Source organism: Singulisphaera photorubra (assembly GCF_045290345.1).
Classification (GTDB): domain Bacteria; phylum Planctomycetota; class Planctomycetia; order Isosphaerales; family Isosphaeraceae; genus Singulisphaera.
This window is the reverse complement of sequence record NZ_CP155447.1, coordinates 6,108,593-6,126,624: the sequence shown is the minus strand read 5'-3', so window position 1 is coordinate 6,126,624 and position 18,032 is coordinate 6,108,593. Positions and strand designations below refer to the sequence as shown.

The 18,032-nt window shown below is 60.2% G+C and carries 15 protein-coding genes; 8 read left to right on the top strand and 7 right to left on the bottom strand.

The genetic code is table 11. From position 1 onward, the window contains the following. Positions 1–9: 9 nt before the first annotated feature. On the bottom strand, positions 10–2,058 hold the full coding sequence (locus V5E97_RS23150; protein WP_406693910.1) for an FAD-dependent oxidoreductase: 2,049 nt from the start codon (positions 2,056–2,058) through the stop codon (positions 10–12). A gap of 432 nt (positions 2,059–2,490) precedes the next feature. Between V5E97_RS23150 and V5E97_RS23145 the strand changes: the two genes are divergently transcribed. Continuing rightward, positions 2,491–2,769 carry a hypothetical protein gene (locus tag V5E97_RS23145; RefSeq protein ID WP_406693909.1) on the top strand — a complete coding sequence of 93 codons (279 nt, stop codon included), beginning with the start codon at positions 2,491–2,493 and terminating at the stop codon, positions 2,767–2,769. Positions 2,770–3,041: 272 nt separating this feature from the next. Here the strand turns inward: V5E97_RS23145 and V5E97_RS23140 are convergent, their stop codons facing one another. The 3 genes from V5E97_RS23140 to V5E97_RS23130 are packed head-to-tail and all read right to left on the bottom strand — an operon-like array spanning position 3,042 to position 4,766. Continuing rightward, the gene (locus V5E97_RS23140) at positions 3,042–3,527 is read right to left on the bottom strand and encodes a fasciclin domain-containing protein (RefSeq protein ID WP_406693908.1); all 486 of its coding nucleotides are present in this window, start codon (positions 3,525–3,527) and stop codon (positions 3,042–3,044) included. Between the two features lie 8 nt (positions 3,528–3,535). Further along, positions 3,536–4,486 (bottom strand): sigma-70 family RNA polymerase sigma factor, encoded by a 951-nt coding sequence (locus V5E97_RS23135; RefSeq protein ID WP_406693907.1) that lies wholly within the window; start codon positions 4,484–4,486, stop codon positions 3,536–3,538. Between the two features lie 58 nt (positions 4,487–4,544). Continuing rightward, on the bottom strand, positions 4,545–4,766 hold the full coding sequence (locus tag V5E97_RS23130; RefSeq protein WP_406693906.1) for a DUF378 domain-containing protein: 222 nt from the start codon (positions 4,764–4,766) through the stop codon (positions 4,545–4,547). A 283-nt stretch (positions 4,767–5,049) separates the two neighbouring features. On the opposite strand from V5E97_RS23130, the gene V5E97_RS23125 reads away from it, so the two are divergent. The 5 genes from V5E97_RS23125 to V5E97_RS23105 all read left to right on the top strand — a co-directional run bounded on the left by V5E97_RS23125 (position 5,050) and on the right by V5E97_RS23105 (position 12,231). Then, positions 5,050–5,958 carry a B12-binding domain-containing protein gene (locus V5E97_RS23125; protein WP_406693905.1) on the top strand — a complete coding sequence of 303 codons (909 nt, stop codon included), beginning with the start codon at positions 5,050–5,052 and terminating at the stop codon, positions 5,956–5,958. Between the two features lie 209 nt (positions 5,959–6,167). Next, positions 6,168–7,643 (top strand): sulfatase, encoded by a 1,476-nt coding sequence (locus tag V5E97_RS23120; protein WP_406693904.1) that lies wholly within the window; start codon positions 6,168–6,170, stop codon positions 7,641–7,643. Between the two features lie 305 nt (positions 7,644–7,948). Beyond that, positions 7,949–9,511, top strand: a complete 1,563-nt coding sequence (locus V5E97_RS23115) for a sulfatase family protein (RefSeq protein ID WP_406693903.1) — start codon at positions 7,949–7,951, stop codon at positions 9,509–9,511. A 132-nt stretch (positions 9,512–9,643) separates the two neighbouring features. Next, positions 9,644–11,059, top strand: a complete 1,416-nt coding sequence (locus V5E97_RS23110) for a sulfatase family protein (protein WP_406693902.1) — start codon at positions 9,644–9,646, stop codon at positions 11,057–11,059. Positions 11,060–11,079: 20 nt separating this feature from the next. Further along, positions 11,080–12,231 (top strand): SGNH/GDSL hydrolase family protein, encoded by a 1,152-nt coding sequence (locus V5E97_RS23105; protein ID WP_406693901.1) that lies wholly within the window; start codon positions 11,080–11,082, stop codon positions 12,229–12,231. A gap of 248 nt (positions 12,232–12,479) precedes the next feature. Here the strand turns inward: V5E97_RS23105 and V5E97_RS23100 are convergent, their stop codons facing one another. Beyond that, a complete protein-coding gene (locus tag V5E97_RS23100; RefSeq protein WP_406693900.1) occupies positions 12,480–12,647 on the bottom strand; it encodes a hypothetical protein in 168 nt (55 codons plus the stop codon). Between the two features lie 182 nt (positions 12,648–12,829). Then, the gene (locus tag V5E97_RS23095; protein ID WP_406693899.1) at positions 12,830–13,945 is read right to left on the bottom strand and encodes a DUF1559 family PulG-like putative transporter; all 1,116 of its coding nucleotides are present in this window, start codon (positions 13,943–13,945) and stop codon (positions 12,830–12,832) included. A 1,018-nt stretch (positions 13,946–14,963) separates the two neighbouring features. On the opposite strand from V5E97_RS23095, the gene V5E97_RS23090 reads away from it, so the two are divergent. Together V5E97_RS23090 and V5E97_RS23085 are read left to right on the top strand one after the other, a co-directional pair. After that, complete coding sequence (locus V5E97_RS23090; RefSeq protein WP_406693898.1) at positions 14,964–16,058, top strand: DUF1559 family PulG-like putative transporter; 1,095 nt, start codon at positions 14,964–14,966, stop codon at positions 16,056–16,058. A 152-nt stretch (positions 16,059–16,210) separates the two neighbouring features. Then, positions 16,211–16,408: a hypothetical protein gene (locus tag V5E97_RS23085; RefSeq protein ID WP_406693897.1), complete on the top strand. Its 198-nt coding sequence runs from the start codon at positions 16,211–16,213 to the stop codon at positions 16,406–16,408. A 198-nt stretch (positions 16,409–16,606) separates the two neighbouring features. On the opposite strand, the gene V5E97_RS23080 is transcribed toward V5E97_RS23085, so the two are convergent. Beyond that, positions 16,607–17,971, bottom strand: coding sequence for a PHP domain-containing protein (locus V5E97_RS23080; RefSeq protein WP_406693896.1), 1,365 nt, complete (start codon positions 17,969–17,971; stop codon positions 16,607–16,609). Positions 17,972–18,032: the final 61 nt, after the last annotated feature.

The window sequence follows — 18,032 nt, the reverse complement described above, 5'->3', positions numbered from 1 at the left end:
TGGTTTGATTTAGTGGTTGGCCTTGAGGAACTGGACCGCGTCGATGACGATGTGGCCGGTCGTCCCCTCGTTGAGGATTTCCACGGCTGCCTTGTCGTCGAGGTCGAAAGTGCCGACCGGGACGAACGGCGCGTCCGACTTCGACGGGACCTTCTTCTGGTCAAGCGTGACGCTGGCGATGCCGTTCGCATGGTGGATCCGGACGGGGATCGCCGAGGCGCGATTGTTGTTCGCCGTGTAGGCGACCCGGACGATGTATCGGCCCGGTTCCAGCTTGGCGCGGAAGATGGCCGATTTTTTCCCCTTGTCCGTGTTGCCGTCATGCCGGTAGCCGGTGCCGACGAATGGGCCGACGACGGAGCTGAAGCTCCAGTTTCCGGTCAACTCGGCCGCTTCGTCATCGACGACGACTCCGGGGAGCGATTGCGCCGAGCGCCCTTGGCTGGCGGGGCGGGGCAAGTCGAGCACCTGGTGATCGGCCAGGAGCCTGCGCTGGAGCGGAGCGTAATCGACCTTCTGCACGTCGGTGCCGGCATCGATCGCGGCAGCCGCGGCGGTGGCCGCCGACTGGCCGAGGATCAGGAAGACCGGCTCCATTCGGATCGAGCCATAGGCGATGTGCGACGACGAGAGGCAGACCGGCACGAGCAGGTTCGTGCACTCGCCGGCCTTCGGCACAATGGCCCGGTAGCTGATCGGGTAGGGGCCGCCGGGGCTGACCTGGATGTCTCCCTCGTTGCGGGCGTGGCCATTCGCGTCGACATAGCGCTGAACGTTATGCGAGTCCATGTTGTAGGAACCCATCCCGATCGGCTCGGGCGTGGGTTCGATCGCTCGGAGGTGGCGTTCGGTCATCACGAAATCGGTGACCATGCGCCTGGCTTCGCGGACGTAGATCTGGTGCGGCCAGTGCCCGTTATCGTTGAACTCGTCCTTGGGCAGTCCCCAGCGGCTCATCGCGGTGCGGGTTGGCTCGGGAACTCCCGGGTCGTTGGCGAGGTAGTACATCAGCCCCTTCTGGTAGAGCTCATGCTCCTTGATGATCTCGCGGCGCCGCTCGTAAGACGCTTCCGGGTAATCGTAGTTCATGCCGATGTTGTCGGTCGAGAAGCCGCCATGATTATTGGTGTCGGTCTTGTGATTGGGGATGGGGTCGAACTTGTTGAAGACCTTGTCCCAGCCGGTCCGAAGGTAACGGCCCAGCAGTTCATACTGCTTCGGGTCATATCCGCTTGGTTTCTCGAACGGGATGCGGTTCCTGTCGTCGTCGGTCAGGCACATCCGGAAGCAGTACGCCTGGATGCGGTTGTCCGCTTCTCCGTCAACGCCCGGGGATCCGGCGTGGATCCGAGGGAGCAAACCACTCGAAGGGTCGCCGGGGACGACATAGGGATCGACCGGATTATCGAACTGGTGGCTGACCGCGCGCCGGGTCTGGACGCCGTTCATCGTCTCGCCATACTTCGAGTTCGCCTCGCGACCGACCGTGAATGTCACCCCCGCCGAGGCCATCAGGTCCCCCTCGTAGGTGGCGTCGATGAAGACCTTGCCGCGATAAGTCTTGCCGCTCAGCGTGCGGATCGCGACGATCTTCGTCCCTTCCTTCGTGACCCCTTTTTCACGGTCGAGCCATTCGTTGCGATCCACCGGGAATTTGGATTCGGCGACCAGTTCCTCGAAGACCTGCTCGGCGATATGCGGTTCAAACGCCCAGATGGCGTCATCCTTGCGGTGGTAGAGACGATACTCTTCGGGCTTCTGCTGCTTCCAGTTCTCCGGCTTGTCGTAGTGGTCCTTGACTCGGCGATAATATTCGAGGGCCAGGCCGCCGACCGCTTCCTTGAGACCACTGTCCGTCCAGCCGAGCCCGCCACTCGTCAACCCGCCAAGATGGACTTCGGGCGCGACGACGATGACCGACTTACCCATTCGCGAGGCTTGTACCGCCGCACCGATGCCGGCGGAAGTCCCTCCGTAGACGACCACGTCATAGGAGCCTCGGACGGTCTCGTCCGGTTGTGGCGCAGTCATAACCGCGCAGAGCAGCAGTGCGTACATCGGCAACAAACCTCAACGGTTGGAGTTTCAGGCTCCCGCGCTCGCGGACGGCTAGGTAGCAGCCCCCCTTCGTTAGGAGGGGACAGGATCGACCGTCACCGGGGAAAGGAACGGCGGATAGCCTTCCTCGCATTGAGGTTACAATCGGAGCCAGGCCGGGGCAATCGTGAATGCCCTTGAATCGGCGATTCAACCGCCCTCGACCTGAAGTCATCGCGCTCTTGGTGTCAATGAATTTCGTACGTGTTATGATCCCTTCGGTGGTTCCGACCCTTGACGAAAATGGGGCCGGAGGCGGATCGCTTGATCCGAGTCGTACAACTTTCGAATGAGGGAACGCGTAGCCTTTGCGACTCCTTCGGAGCGTCGTCTGAACAAGCGTCCCTATCTCAGGGGTTCCCAAAGGCCAATGAATCGATTGGAGCCTTTCTGATGAGTTCCAATGCGAGTGCGGGCGTCTCGGCGGTTGCTTCCTTCTTCAAGTACTGGTGGGATGGCTTCGGTCTTGTTTTCACCACGATGTGCGCGGCGTCAGGAGTCGCCTTGCCTTTCCGACTGATCTATTTTCTGGAACAACAGCACGGAGGTGTGACTCCTTTTCTTGCGGGTGTTAACGGCGTTTTGATGATTTTGGGTGGCCCCTTGATTTTTCGCGTGATTTTTCGTGCCTTGAATTTTGAACGACCAAGCCACGAAGCAGCCAAGATTTGATGAATCTATAGGCTTGATAGTTTGGAATGTTTAAGTGTTGATGGTGTGCGGTGAATCAAGCGGAATTGTAGTGAGCGTAGGTGGATAGAAAATCTCAGCGTGGCCTCGAAATTGTCGTGCGGTCGGCGTCCCCACCATGAACGCAAGCGGGGACTTGCCGCGACCGAAGTCGGACAAATCCCCGCGGGATTCAGCGGCGGCGCACATCCCATTGGGGTGAGTCTGTCATGGCTCGACTTACTCAACCTATGAGGTCACCCCTCACTTTCCGCTCAGTTCTTGTCGGCGGGGGGGAGCAGGACGGTGTCGATCACATGGATGACGCCATTGCTGGTGAGGACGTCGGTCTTGATGACTTTGGCGTCACTGACCAGGACGTTGCTGCCCTGAATTTCGATCGCAACCGGGCTTCCTTGAACCGTCTTCACCTGCTTACCATCCATTTTCAGGACCGTGGCCGCCGGGACGTTGCCCGAGACGACATGATAGAGCAGGATCGCCTTGAGTTTGGCCTTGTTCTCGGGTTTGAGCAAGCTTTCCAAGGTGCCTTTGGGAAGCTTGGCGAAGGCCTCGTCGGTCGGAGCGAAGACAGTGAAGGGGCCATCGCCCTTCAGGGTGTCTACCAGGTCAGCGGCCTTGACGGCGGCGACAAGGGTGTTGAACTTGGCGGCCACGGCCGTGTCAACAATGTCCTTTTCGGCGGCCAGGGCGGGAACGGCCGAGGACAGCACGACGATCAATCCGAAGATCTTGCGCATGGGAGTTCTCACTTGCTGGGTTCGGGTTTGTTCAGACTCATGTTTGAGGCCACGTTTTTGCGAATCAACTTCAGGGCGACGTCTTGAATTTGGCGGACGCGTTCCTTGGAAACGTCCAGGACCTTGCCGACCTGACTCAGGGAGAGCCGGGGACTGCCTCCCAGCCCGAAGCGATAGGCGAGGATCTGCCGCTCACGGGGGCGGAGGAATTTCAGCCACTCACCGACAATTTGGTTTGTGTCGATGTCATGGCCGATATCGCTTTCGGAATCGTTGGCGGTTTGCAGCAAGTTGAGTCGGGTGTCATCGAGCGAAACCGTGGGGCGTGTGGCTGCTTGAACCCGTTGGATCGACTCTGCCGCGATGTGCGAGGGACCGGATTTCTGGGCGAATTCCTGGTGGTATTCCTCCTTATCTTGCGCGAGTTGCCGAAGATGGCGCGGTGCGAGGCGGACCGGGTAAGCCCCCTCGGCCACGGCGGACTGAACGGCCTGGCGAATCCACCAGGTTGCGTATGTGGATAGCTTGGTCTGATGCGTCGAGGTGTCGAACCGGTCGATGGCTTCGAGGAGGCCGCAGAACCCCTCTTGAACGAGGTCGGAGTAAGCGATGCCTCGGTTGCGGTATCGCTTGGCGACAGACGCCACCAGACGCATATTCGCGAGTGCAAGCTCTTCGCGGATTTCAAAATAGCGCTGAAAGTGCGCGCCGAGCGGGGATTTTACCGGGGCGTGATCGGCGTAGAACGCGGCAATGAATCGGCTCAAGCTCCGAGGGTCGTCGAACGAGGCCGGCGAGGAATCGCTCGGATCGTGAGCCAGTGCCTCGCCCAGCGTTCGCTTGCACTCGGCCAGGTCTTCGAGCAGTCTGCGCTCCTGCTTCGGACCAAGCAGCCAGGTGGAGGCGTGGTCCAGAGTGCTCAGAGCGTCAGGAACATCGACCTTCGAAGTCGCGACCATTGGGAGCCTCTCCCAGTCATTGATTTTCGAGAAGACGGCGATCACACCTCGGATTCACTCAGGCCAGGCGTACTTCCGCCTGCCAACGCCTCTGGATGGCCTTCCATTGCAGGGCCTGATAAAGGCCCGCCAGACCGACAACGACATAAACGGCCGAGGCCAACACGGAACCGGCCCCAAAGAGTAGGGCCACCAGGTCCAGATGGGCCGCCCCGACCAGTCCCCAGTTCACCGCACCCACCACCACCAGAACCGCAGCAATCACGTCGAACGTTCGCATCGCTCATTCCTCCGCACAGGTAGACCCGAGTCCGGGGTCGAACGGTTTCAATGAATCGTCCAAAACGTTCAATTTATTTGTAGGGGGATCGCCCCCTGTTTGTCAACTGCGGCCCGTGATTGTTTTGTGGATTTGATTGTCGGAACTGAGAAAAATCAGGGTTTTTACCGAGGATTTCCCATTTCGTGATTCGGATTACGGGCCGTTGAATCCATTGGCAGTGAGGTGTACACTGAAAGAAGAACGTCCGAAGCGTTCATGAATCCGTGGCGAAAGGGCGTGGATGTCGGACAACCAGTACGTCAGTACGGCTCACGTCGCCCGGGCGCTCGGTGTCGGTGTCTCGACCGTCAAGCGATGGGTGGACGAAGGGATTTTGCCGGCTCACAAGACGGCTGGGGGGCATCGGAAGCTTTTGCTTGCCGACGTCCTGCGGGTGGCCCGGGAGGGTGACTTTCCTCGACTGGATCTGAGCGGGCTTCAACTCGACGCGACGTCACCGGGGGCCTTTGATCCCGAGACGCTCTCGCAGCAGTTGCTGGACGCGCTCAAACGCGGGGAAGCCGACGCGGTCCATTCGCTGATTCATGGCGCGTACCGTGCGGGAGTCGGCATCGAGACGTTGGCCGACTTTGTAATTGCGCCCGCAATGCACCGTCTGGGCCATGAGTGGGAGAGCGGTCGAGTTGCGATCCACCAGGAGCATCGCGGCACCCAGATTTGTACGGCGGCCCTCTATGCGCTGAAGGCGATCCTGGAGACTCAGGCGGAGTCTGATCGCCCGCTTGCGGTGGGAGGCAGTCCCGAGTCGGACTACTATGTACTGGCAAGCCTTCTGGCGGAGATGGTCTTGCTCGACGCCGGTTGGCGGACGATCAGCCTTGGCCCCCACACCCCGATCGTTTCCTTTCGTCAGGCGGTGGCGGAGCTTCGGCCGCAATTGTTGTGGATCTCGATCAGCCAACTCCCGAATCGCGATCGTTTTCTGGCGGAGTATCGCGAACTCTATCGCGAGGCCGAGCAGGCCGGTGTGTGCGTCGCCATCGGCGGACGGGCGCTGACCAACTCGTTGCGATCGGCCATGTCCTACACCACCTACGGCGATGGCCTGAGGCATCTGGCCGCATTCGCCCGTTCCCACCACAACGCCCCACGTCGACCGAAGCGGGGCCGGCCGTCGAGTCATTCCTGACCCGGAACCCGAGCCGCGACGACGAGGGAAAAGGGGCTCACGGCGGATTTCAAAAGGGGACCCGAAGTCTTGCTCTTCCGCCGCCATTCGCGGAAGCTCTCGGAGCGGGGGACAGGCCATGAAGTCTTCGGGACAACGGGCCGTCGATCGCGCACGCCTTCGGCTTCGTCGGCTTGGCCGCGGGTCGAATTCAAGGGAGAGCTTCACTCATGCTTGGAATGTTGGCTTGTCTCTTCATGGCCCTAGCTCCTCAGGGAGCGGGCAACACGGGAGACGGCGCTCAAGATGGCCGGCCCAATCTCCTCTTTATCGCGGTCGACGACCTCAACGATTGGGTCGGCTGCCTGGGGGGGCATCCCCAGGCCAAGACGCCGAACATCGATCGGCTGGCCCGGCGCGGGACGCTCTTTGCGAACGCGCATTGCCAGGCGCCGCTCTGCAACCCTTCACGATCGAGCCTGCTCACCGGGCTCCGGCCGTCGACCACGGGCATCTATTCGCTCCAGCCGGGCATCCGTGCGGTGCCAGCGCTCCGGGATCAGGTCACGCTCCCCCAGGCCTTGGCGGCCCAGGGGTACTCAACCTTCTGCGCGGGCAAGATCTTTCACGACGGTTCGATTCCCCCACGCGACCGTGAGCAGGAATTTCAGGTCTGGTCGGTGACCGGAGGGATCCCATTTCCGCCCAAGAAGCTCGTCGAGACCCCCGCCGCGATCAAGGCGATGGATTGGGGTGTTGTCCCTGATCGCGATGAAGAGCAGGCCGACTGGAAGAGCGCCGACGCCGCCATCGCGCGGTTGCAGAAACCGCCGCCGGGCAAGCCCTTCTTCGTTGCGGTCGGCTTCCGCTTGCCGCACGTCCCTTGCTTTGCGTCCCAGCGATGGTTCGACCTCTACCCGGACGAGACGCTCGTGATGCCGCCAGTGAAAGAGGACGATCGCGGCGACGTGCCCGAATTCTCCTGGTACCTGCACTGGAAGCTCCCCGAGCCCCGTCTTTCCTGGCTGCTCAAGGCCAAGCAGTGGCGTCCGCTCGTGCGTTCTTACCTCGCGAGCATCAGCTTCATGGACAGCCAGGTCGGTCGAGTGCTCGATGCCCTCGAAGCAAGCGGCCAGGCCGATCGAACGGTCGTCGTGCTCTGGTCCGACCATGGCTGGCACCTGGGTGAGAAAGGGGTCTCCGGCAAGAACACCTTGTGGGAGCGGTCGACCCGCGTCCCCTTGATCTTCGCCGGTCCCGGCATTGCCGCCGGCGCCCGTTGTGCCCAGCCGGTCGAACTGCTCGACCTCTATCCGACGATCGTCTCACTCTGCGGACTCTCCGAGCGTCCGGGGCTGGAAGGACACACTCTTGCGCCTCAGTTAAAGGATGCCCATGCCCCTCGGCCTTGGCCGGCGATCACGACTCACAACCAGGACAATCACGCGATCCGCACCGAGCACTGGCGATTCATTCGCTACGCCGACGGTTCCGAGGAACTCTACGACCACCGAGTCGATCCGAACGAATGGACGAATCTGGCCGGTGACCCGGCGCACGCCGAGATCAAACGTGAACTCGCGGGCTGGCTCCCCAAGCGGAACGAACCCCCCGCCCCCGGAAGCCTCGCGAGGTTGCTCACCAAGGTCAACGGAGTCTGGACCTGGGAGCGAAAGCCGATCATCCCGACCGAGAAGATTCCCTGACATCTTGAGCCCGACCCGCTTTGGCCTTAAAACTAAAGCTCCTGTCGGGAGGGATGCCCCAACGGGAACGTGACTGACGCCCCCCCCCTCTTATCGTGTCCGGTCCCTCCGAGGGACAAGCGAATTCGTGGTCAGTCGTCCCCATCCGGCAAGGCTCGAACGGTGACGCGCGGGGCGTGCCGCCTTGCTTTGGGATCAAGTCCGCGAGTTGAAAGCGAATCCAAATGAGCCGATTGCTACCCAAAAGAAGGCCTGGAGGCGATCTTGCTCGCCTCGGGGCCTTCTTGATCGTCTACGGAACTCTGATGGCATCAACGGCGGCGCCGGTGACGGCCGCGGAGCCGAATCAACAGCCCAATATTCTGTTTATTTTCTCGGACGATCACGCGTATCAGGCCATCAGTGCCTACAACGATCCGCGCAAGCTGCTCGAAACCCCCAACATCGACCGGATCGCCAAGGAAGGCATGCGGTTCGACCGTTGCGTCGTGCCCAACTCGATCTGCGGTCCGAGCCGAGCCACCGTGCTCACCGGGAAATACAGTCACGCCAATGGGTTCTACAACAACTCGGGCAGCCGGTTCGACGGGTCGCAGACGACCGTCGCCAAGCTGTTGAAGGGGGCGGGCTACCAGACGGCCGTCGTCGGCAAGTGGCACCTCATGACCGATCCGACCGGGTTCGACTACTGGCACATTCTGCCGGGGCAGGGGGTCTACTATAACCCGCCGATGATCGACAACGGGACGCGAGTGAAGCATGAAGGGTACACCACCGACATCATCACCGACCTCACGATCGACTGGCTCAAGAAGCGAGACAAATCGAAGCCCTTCCTGATGATGAGCCAGCACAAGGCCCCCCACCGTGAGTGGGCCCCTGCGCTCCGGCACCTGGGGCATGACAATGACCGGGCCTATCCCGAGCCTTCGACTCTGTTCGACGACTACTCCGGCCGTGGCAAGGCCGAGCACGATCAGGACATGACGATCGCCAAGACGATGACGGCGAAGGACCTCAAGTTCGAGGCCCCGCCGCAACTGACCCCCGACCAGCGCAAAGCCTGGGATGCCTATTACGAGCCGAGGAACCAGGCCTTTGAAAAGGCCGACCTCAAGGGGGCCGACCTGGTTCGCTGGAAATACAATCGCTACATGCACGATTATCTCGCGTGCATCAAGGCCGTCGATGAGAGCGTCGGGCGTTTGCTGAAGTACCTCGAGGACGAGGGCCTGGCCGACAACACTATCGTGGTCTATGCCGCCGATCAGGGGTTCTACCTCGGCGAGCACGGCTGGTTCGACAAGCGCTGGATTTTCGAGGAATCATTGCGGACGCCGTTCGTCGTACGCTGGCCCGGCGTGACCAAGCCTGGGAGCGTGAACACCGACCTCGTCTCAAACCTCGACTTTGCCGAGACCTTCCTCGAAGCCGCGGGGCAGCCGGTCCCGGCCGAGATGCAAGGAAGGAGCCTGGTCTCGGTGCTCAAGGGGCAAACGCCCGAAGATTGGCGGAAGAGCTTCTATTATCACTACTACGAATACCCCGGCCCCCACAACGTGCGCCGGCACTACGGAGTCGTGACCGACCGCTACAAGCTCGTCCGCTTCTACGGTCCCGATATCGACGAGTGGGAACTCTTCGATCTCAAGTCCGATCCGCAAGAAATGCGGAACGTTCACGGCCAGGCCGACTATGCGAAGGTCCAGAAGGAGCTCGAGCAAGAGCTGGCCCGCCTCCGCACGGAGCTCAAGGTCACGGACCAGGACCCGCCCGAATCGATCATTCGCCAGGCGCCGGCGGAGCCCGCGACCAAGAAGGCCGCGGCCAAGAAGAAGGCGGCACTCAGGAAGAGCCAGGATCGTTGATGTTCGCCACAGGCCGTATCGTCCCCGGGCGTCCCCTGCTTGCCCATTGATGAACGGATTGGAATGCGAAGTCATGGTGGGCCGTACCCACCCGATGAACCCTTGTTATGTTCTTTGCAAGAGGCCCCACTCGTGCGAACGCGATTTGTCATCCCGATTCTGGCTCTCGCTGCGTGGCCGGCCCTCGCCCGCGGGGCCGAGCGGCCGAATGTCCTTGTGGTGCTGACCGACGACCATAGTGCTCCGCATGTCGGTTGCTATGGAAATCGGGATATCAAAACGCCGAACCTCGACCGGTTCGCTGCGCAGGGGATGCGGTTCGACCGGGCCTACGTGACCTGTCCGCAGTGCGTCCCTTCGCGCTCGTCGATCATGAGTGGGCGGTCTCCCGTCGATACCCGGATGACGCGGTTTTCCGCCCCGCTGCCTGCCGAAGTGAAGGTTTTTCCCCAGCTGCTTCGGGCTGACGGCTATTATTCGGGAGTGGCCGGGCGAACCTACCACCTGGATGGTTCCCGGCTGCCGGCAGAGTCGAAATCGGTCTTCGACCGGCACCACTTACGCACGTTTCCCGACCGCCTCGACTTCGTCAAGACCGGCGGGACGAACGTCATGATGGTGAACCAGTTCCGCCAGTTCCTCGACCAGGTTCCCCAGGGCAAGCCGTTCGTGCTTCAGCTCTGCTCGAGCGACCCGCATCGGCCGCTCGACCGCAAGGCGATCGTCGAGCCGCACGACCCGCGCACACTGACGCTTCCCCCTCACTATCCCGACACCCCGGGGGTCCGCGAGGATTTTGCTCGCTACTACGACGAGATCGCGCGGTTCGACGCGGCTTTCGGCACCATCCTGGAAGAACTGGAGAAGCGCGGACTGGCCCAGAATACGATCGTCCTGTTCATGGGGGACAACGGGGCGTCCCAGCTCAGGGGCAAAGGCACGCTCTATGAATTTGGGGTTCACGTTCCCTTGATCGTCCGCTGGCCCGGGACAGTCAAGCCCGGCTCGACGACGACGGAACTGGTTTCTGGGGAAGATATTGCACCCACGCTTCTGGAGGCGACGGGATCCGCCATCCCCCCGGAGATGACCGGCCGGAGCGTGCTCAAACTGCTGCGCGGCGAGCCGTTCGACGGGCGGAAAGAGGTCTTCGCCGAGCGCGGTGCCCACGGCTCGGGGCTGCCGAACAATAGTGCGGCGTTCGACCTCGGTCGTTGTGTGATCACACCACGTTATAAGTTGATCTACAATGCTCTCTGGCAGTTGCCGTATACGCCGGTCGACTTCGCCGGCGACCCGTTCTGGAAAGAGCTTCAAGCGATGAATCAGGACTGCAAGCTTCCGGCGCACCTGGTCAAGTTGTACTTCTCGCCGACCCGGCCGATGTTCGAGGTCTACGACCTTCAGGCCGACCCGGCAGAGATGGAGAACCTGGCGGGCTCGAGCGCGGCGGCTGCCGTTGAAAAAGAGTTGAAGGCGACGCTTCAGGAATGGATGATCCTTCAACGCGACTACGTTCCGTTGCCGGTGCCCCCGAATAACCGATAAACAATGAAGGAGAACAGTTAATGATGATGAAACGATGGATCGAATGGCGGATTGTCTTTAGTGGGATGCTGCTTCTCAGTGTCTCCGCGGCGATTGGCGCCGAGGGGACGAAGCTCGAGCCCGCGCGTGCGAAGAACGAGCCTGGCTCGGCAACCTTGTGGTATGACATCCGCGACCTGGGGGTCGAGGGGAAGGGCTGGGAGCAGACCAAGAGTCCCTTCGACCGCCTTCCCGCGAAGGCCGAAGGGGTCGTGCGGCAGGCGGTCTGGAATCTAAGCCGAGACTCGGCCGGGCTCTGCGTGCGGTTTGTGACCGACTCGCCGAAGATCGAGGCGCGGTGGACCTTGAACAAGGCCGCGCTGGCGTTGCCCCACATGCCCGCCACGGGAGTCAGTGGACTCGACCTCTATACCAAAGCCGATGATGGGAAGTGGCGGTGGTTGGCGGTCGGCCAACCCAAAGTCTCACCCACCAACGCGGTGACCCTGGTCGCCGGCCTCCCCAGTGGCTCGCGTGAGTTTTTGCTCTATCTGCCGCTTTACAACGGCGTTCAATCGGTAGAGCTGGGCATCCCGAAGGACCGCGAACTGGCACGGGCGGAACCTCGCGCTGAGGAACAGCGGAAGCCGATCCTCTTTTACGGCACGTCGATCACCCAGGGCGGATGCGCTTCACGCCCGGGGATGGTCCACACGGCGATCGTCGGACGGCAACTCAACCGACCCATCATCAACCTTGGCTTTTCGGGCAACGGGAAGATGGAGCCTGAACTTGCCGACCTGCTGGCCGAACTGGATCCGGCCGTCTACGTGCTCGATTGCTTACCGAACATGAGCTCGAAGGAGGTTGAAGCACGCGTCGAGCCGTTCGTGCAAACGCTCCGCAAAGCGCATCCCGACACACCAATCGTCCTGGCCGAGGACCGGAACTTGACCAACGGGTATATTCTGGCCTCACCCCGCGAGCGAAACGCGAGCAATCACGCCGCGCTCCGGGCTGCCTACGACCATCTGGTCGCTACGGGCGTCAAGGGGCTGCACTATCTTCCAGGGGCGAAGCAACTGGGAGAGGACGGGGAGGACACCGTTGACGGTTCGCATCCGACCGACCTTGGCTTCATGCGGATGGCCGCGGCCTTTGGTGAGGTGTTGGCGCCGATTTTGAAGAAGTGACGTAATCTCAGGCCCGTTGGCCAATCCGGCTGGCTGCGAAAACGAAAAGAAAGGAGGGGTTTTCCCCTCCTTTCTTTTTCGAAGGTGGCCCGCCATTGAGCGAGGAATCACTCTTGTTCCCACGGTCCCCCGTGGGAATGCCGTCCCCGATGCTCCGCGTCGTCTGGCCCTCGAAAGCCTTGTCTCTTGGGTGTTCTCTGCCTGGGGTGATTCGGTTGACGTTCCAACCCACCCGCACGAATCCTGGATCAGGGCATCTTGGTGCGTTTGCCGGCGGGGTCTGGGCCCATGTCCGGGGTGGCTTCGGCCGGGGCAGCATCTTTCGGAATCCCGGACTCGATCCCGCTCCCTGAACCGCAACCGATAAAGAGGCAGGCCCCGATCAGCACCACGCAACGAAGTCCGAATCGCATCATCAGGTATCGCTCCCCAAGAAATTCTATAGAACAGAGAGGCAGGTCATGACGAGAGAGGCCTTGCTTCCTTCGTCATTCCCATTTGTAAGGAATGACCGCTTGGACCTCGTCGAAGCGGTCAAGATCGAAATCCGGGCGATCAGAGACGACTGCCACGAATTCGATCAACAATTCCGTTGATCTCAATAGCTGTCGGCACTGATCACTTCGCCGCCATCGCGCGTGCCGAGGGCCCACCAGGATTGCAGATTCACGCTGTCCTTGATGAACCGAACGGAGCCGTCAGCCATACATACGTTGACGCCACCCGAGTGATTGCTCGTGGGTGGGATCGACCCTTGTCCCCCGCCGAGGCCCGCCGTGAAGGTCGAGGGGGATGTGTCGCAAATGGTCGAGTTGGGCGTCCCGAAGTGAGTGTAGCGGTTGAAGATGGGGGCCCAGGGATGGGCGATGAGCCAGATCTGTCCGCTCCGATACGAGGACTTGGTAATCGACATTGTCGTTCCCGGTAGCGCTTTGCAGGCATTGAGCACATTCATCGCGCCCGTAACATCGTTACCATTGAGAGTCGCCGCGATACCAGCCGAGAAGATCGCTCGCTTCGAATTGTTGCGATCGCTCAGCATTACGTCTGGGTTGCCGGAGATACCCATCAACCGTTCACTGAAGAGTGCGGTGTTCGTGGTACCGTCTGTGATGGCCTGAAGGCCGATGGCGTTGGTGGTCGGGGCAGACGCACTTCCCCAGTAGGGGCTGATCATCGTTCCCGAGAAGGTCCTGATGGCCCCGGGACCGCCGATGTTGCCGACATAATTCAACGCCGCGTAAGGGGGTTGCGGGCGATTCGTCGCATTCTCCGACGGACAGAGCAGGCTGGCGAGCTGGTTGTAGGAAACCGTGGAATTGGTCGCGGTTGAGCCATTGTTGTCGGCGTAAGTGAAACAGAAATTGTAGGCGTTGAAGAGGGGTTGCTGCTCCATCTGGGGCAGAATGGAGAGGGTCCATCCATAACTGTACGAGTTGGATCCATTGCCGTAGATGCCGTTGAATCCCTTCGCATTCGTGCCGGCATGATACATGTCGCCCAGTGGCAACGTGTTGTTGCTCGAGATGTAGTTGTGGACCGCAAGCCCAAGCTGCTTGAGATTGTTCACGCACTGCGAACGGCGGGCGGCTTCACGCGCTGCCTGTACGGCCGGTAACAACAGGGCGATCAAGACCGCGATGATCGCGATCACGACCAGCAACTCAATGAGCGTAAAACCCCGGTTTGACGAATGGCGGGTACGAGGAAACATGGTCGCAATCCCCCCTAAAATTGGAGACAAATCAACGCACGCCCCTCAAGATGAGGGTGATAAGAACCAAACGGGATCGGGAACGGTTCACTAGGGCATGAGTTTACGAAGGACAAGATTCTACAGAATCACGATACCAGAGCAGGCGGATCATATACAACGATTGCCCATGGGGCGCTCCCTTTTTTTTCGATTTCTACTTTTCTTTAGAATAAGGTCAGGCTTTGAGCTTTCACGCCGAGACATGAAAGGAGCCCAGATCGATTGCTATTCACGGGGCGAACTGGCGGGATTTCTACGGATTCGGGGGAAGTCTGATGAAACAGAGCGTTCCAAACTTCGGCGAGTCAGCCGCAGTATCTGAGAGGAATGCTGATCGGTGATGCGCAGGAACGTCGCGGGTTCGGCTTGACCTGAACTGGCGATGCAACCACCGGATCCTACAGAATTGGAAATGGCTGCGGTTGCGAACTTTCGTATCAAAGAAATCGAGCATGGGAAGAATGGGCGGCTCGGAAAATTCACGGTAACTTCATAATTGCCTGTCGCGTCAGAATGCGATTCGCGTATGATCGTGGTGAATAATGATGCATGAAAGCAAATTGAGATGAAAGTTTTAGGTCGATCGCTGGCCAAAGTTCCTTGGAAATTCGCATCGACGATGAGATGGTCGCAAACGTACCAGCTCTCTTGAGTGTCTGTATTGTGCAGTGTGCAGGTCGAGTGAGTGGCTCACGAATCCTTATGGACAGGTGGATACCAGCGTCTGTTTTTTTCTTGCCGAGTGGCATGGCGGCGTCTCAAGTTCGAGCGATGCGCGTCGAAGAGAAGATGGCACTTCTTGGCGTTCACCCCGAAGCGGTTGTCACAACCGTCTCTCCAGAAACCCTGCGAATTTCTACATCCAAGCCTTGAAATTCGTTCGGTTCTCCACTCCGTACCGCTTCCTGCCCATCGGTGGTAGGTCCTCGCGGTCATCAGGTATTGTCTGCACTCTTTTTCGTGAAAGGAATTAGAGATGTACCCCCCGTCGAAGAATTGTCGCGGATTTACGTTGATCGAACTCCTTGTCGTCATTGCGATCATCGCCGTCTTGATCGCACTGTTGCTGCCGGCGGTACAGGCCGCGCGCGAAGCCGCCCGGCGATCGCAGTGCGTCAACAACATGAAGCAACTCGGCCTGGCGGTGCACAACTACGAGTCCGCCAATCAGATCATGGTCTTGCAGAGCATGTTTCCGTCGGGAAATTATCCGTCGGGGATGAATAGCGGGTTTTCTACGGGCGGGGCAAGCTACAGTTGGACGGTGGCCCTCTTGCCCCAGATGGAACAACAGGCCATTTTCAACGCCTTCAATTTTAGTAACTATGTTTGGGACACAGGGGTTGCCGCGGCGAACTTTCGTGCCAATACCACCGTGGGTTACACGCAGATCGGGGTCCTCCTCTGTCCGTCCGACGGCACCTCGACCCGGCCGATCGAACCTTATGGGACGAAGAGTTACCATTGCAATCTCGGTGGTCCGGGGATTATCCAGGCTTGGAGCGGGACCATCGTTGCGCCTCGGGCCTGGTCGGGTAATGCGGTCGGTCCATTCGGCTTCTCGGGAGTTTCTGATGGGCTGTCAAACACCGGATTGTTCAGCGAGCGTCTGATCGGATTGCCCTCGGCCCAGACGGCCACCGTTTTCGTCAATTCGGTCAACGCCAAGCGGGGCATTTTCCCGGGACCCGATGGCGGCACGTTCAATACGAATGACCCGGCCAAGGCGATGGCGTTCGTCCAGGGCTGCAAGGCTCTCCCCGGCACAACGAAGGCGGGCAACACGCAGCATATCGGCCACATTTGGACTTATGGGTATCCTCAATTCCAGTCAAATTATTATAATCACTTTGGTGCTCCGAACTCATTGTCGTGCATCAATGCAAACGAAGGGGGAACCCAGAACGGCCGATGGAGCATCGCCACGGCAACGAGTAACCACTCGGGCGGGGTCAATGTCGGCTTTGCAGACGGCTCGGTAAAGTTCGTCAAGGACTCGGTCAATCTCCCGACCTGGTGGGCGCTGGGGACGCGCAACGGGGGCGAGATCGTGAGTTCCGACGCCTACTGAGCTCCTCTGTCGGGTGGCTGCCGAGCCGGGTCTCCTGTCACCGATTTCCAGATCATCGAGCCCGAGATCGCCTCGCGACGGCCCGGCGGTCTCGGCCGAATTGTTACCGCGCCGCGGGTTCGAAATGTGTTCTTAACCAAAGGTCTTGAATTATGCACAGTATTGGTTGTCGGCTCGCCGCCTTGGCGATTCTGATGGGGCTGACGGGCTGTGGAGGCGGGATCCAGGAAGGAATCCCACCAGGGGCGGGCCAGGCACTGACTCCCGAGCAGCAGAAGGAGCACGATGCGCTCGTCGCCCAGGAAGAGGCCGAGTCGAAGGCCCGGAACAAGGGAAAATCAGGCCCGTGATCGCGTGGGGTGAAGAGAGGTGAGATAAGGAGTTGGGAGGCCATCCTCGCTTGCGATCGGAGGGGATGGCGAATACCGTCCCGAGTCTTTTCCGAAAATCGGCCCGTCCTTACACTCTGCTTTTTTTTTCAACGATCCGCGACCGAGCTAAGGAACCGAGGTCATTCGCGGTTCCTTCACGCGGTCGCGGATCATTGCCTATTTTGGCTCGGTTCCCGCGTTTTCGGCGGTGGAGTCGCTTGGGGCGATCCGCTTCTCCCAGCCGACGGGCTGGGTCCAGGCTTGCTGGAGCTGCTTGGCGAAGGCAGGATTCTCGGGTGGTTTCGTCGAGGTGACGACGGCGCGCACGTAGAGTTCCTTGCCGGTCAGCTCGTAGCGGGCCTTGGTTCCCTTGACGGTCGCCAGGACGCGGCCCACGTCATCCGAATACCGCTGGGTCACCTGGAGGGCTTTCCCTGCCTTGTCGGTCACCGGCTTGCGGGCGGAGTCGTATCCTTCGAGGGTGCCGACGAACTGCGTGGTGTACTGGGCATCGCCATCGGGCTCGATTTCCAACTCCAAGCTTCGGCTCTCGGGCGAATAGCGAACGTCCCGCAAGGTGACGCCGCTGGAGGCGTAGAAGTCACGCGACTCGATGGCGAGGATGATCGACTCCGGCGTCAGGTGACGCGCACGCACCATGATCCAGCCGCGGCCCGGTGAGGCCTCGGCCTGGCCAAAGTAGTTATGGGAATCGTCGGTGCCCAGTCCGGAAACCGGCGCCTCTTTCATCTCGCCGATCCGCAAGGTGTTGATGATGTCCCACATGCGATCGATCCCAACGTGGGTCTGGTCCCCCAGTTGATTGACCCCCGGGTGGCCGTTGTAGACCTCGAAAAACCGCTCCTTGGTCACCATCGCCAACTCTTCGCCGGTGATTCCGTACTGGAAATTCGGGTGGTTGACGTGCCCCAGGATCGGTCGCCCCAACCGTGTCCCCTGTTCCTGGATCGCTTCGAGGTTGTTCTTCATGACCTCCACGACGCTCTTGCCCCCTTGGGGCTTGATCAGTTCTAGTACGTTGCTGGCGTTCATGTGGATCGGCTTCTGCTCGAAATGGTCGGTCAGCTCTTCCCCTTGAATCATCAGGAATCGACCAGGCTGTTCGAGGAGCGCCCGGAATTCACTGAGGGGCTTGAGGCGGACTTGCTGGTCGCCCTTGACCGTGCGAGTCTCGACCCACTGATCTCCGAACCGCTCGCGATAACGTGTGAATCCATCGCTCTTGGCCTTCTTGTTGGTCTTGGCCACGCTCACCCATCGCGGACCCTGGCTGAGGACGTTGTGGTCGGAGAGAGCGAGAAAGTTGTAGCCGTGCCGGACATACCAGTCGGCGATCATCTCGGGATAGTCGTTGCCATCGCTCCAAAGCGTGTGAGTGTGAAGGTTTCCCTTGTACCAGGTGAGCGGAGGGTCATTGACCACGAAGTCGCCCGGGATCGGTCGCGTTTGACCGTGGCTGACGGAGGCAAGAGTCGTCAATCCGAAGAAGAAGACAATTGTGGAATAACAAAGCCGAATCATGAGGGAATCCTGGTGTGACCCATCGGGAAATCATCCCGGTCTGTTTCAATGATTCTCGTTT

Coding starts and splice junctions, on each gene's coding strand:
- V5E97_RS23150 (WP_406693910.1), bottom strand. CDS start 2,058: ATGTACGCACTGCTGCTCTGCGCGGTTATGACTGCGCCACAACCGGAC.
- V5E97_RS23145 (WP_406693909.1), top strand. CDS start 2,491: ATGAGTTCCAATGCGAGTGCGGGCGTCTCGGCGGTTGCTTCCTTCTTC.
- V5E97_RS23140 (WP_406693908.1), bottom strand. CDS start 3,527: ATGCGCAAGATCTTCGGATTGATCGTCGTGCTGTCCTCGGCCGTTCCC.
- V5E97_RS23135 (WP_406693907.1), bottom strand. CDS start 4,486: ATGGTCGCGACTTCGAAGGTCGATGTTCCTGACGCTCTGAGCACTCTG.
- V5E97_RS23130 (WP_406693906.1), bottom strand. CDS start 4,766: ATGCGAACGTTCGACGTGATTGCTGCGGTTCTGGTGGTGGTGGGTGCG.
- V5E97_RS23125 (WP_406693905.1), top strand. CDS start 5,050: ATGTCGGACAACCAGTACGTCAGTACGGCTCACGTCGCCCGGGCGCTC.
- V5E97_RS23120 (WP_406693904.1), top strand. CDS start 6,168: ATGCTTGGAATGTTGGCTTGTCTCTTCATGGCCCTAGCTCCTCAGGGA.
- V5E97_RS23115 (WP_406693903.1), top strand. CDS start 7,949: ATGGCATCAACGGCGGCGCCGGTGACGGCCGCGGAGCCGAATCAACAG.
- V5E97_RS23105 (WP_406693901.1), top strand. CDS start 11,080: ATGATGATGAAACGATGGATCGAATGGCGGATTGTCTTTAGTGGGATG.
- V5E97_RS23100 (WP_406693900.1), bottom strand. CDS start 12,647: ATGATGCGATTCGGACTTCGTTGCGTGGTGCTGATCGGGGCCTGCCTC.
- V5E97_RS23095 (WP_406693899.1), bottom strand. CDS start 13,945: ATGTTTCCTCGTACCCGCCATTCGTCAAACCGGGGTTTTACGCTCATT.
- V5E97_RS23090 (WP_406693898.1), top strand. CDS start 14,964: ATGTACCCCCCGTCGAAGAATTGTCGCGGATTTACGTTGATCGAACTC.
- V5E97_RS23085 (WP_406693897.1), top strand. CDS start 16,211: ATGCACAGTATTGGTTGTCGGCTCGCCGCCTTGGCGATTCTGATGGGG.
- V5E97_RS23080 (WP_406693896.1), bottom strand. CDS start 17,971: ATGATTCGGCTTTGTTATTCCACAATTGTCTTCTTCTTCGGATTGACG.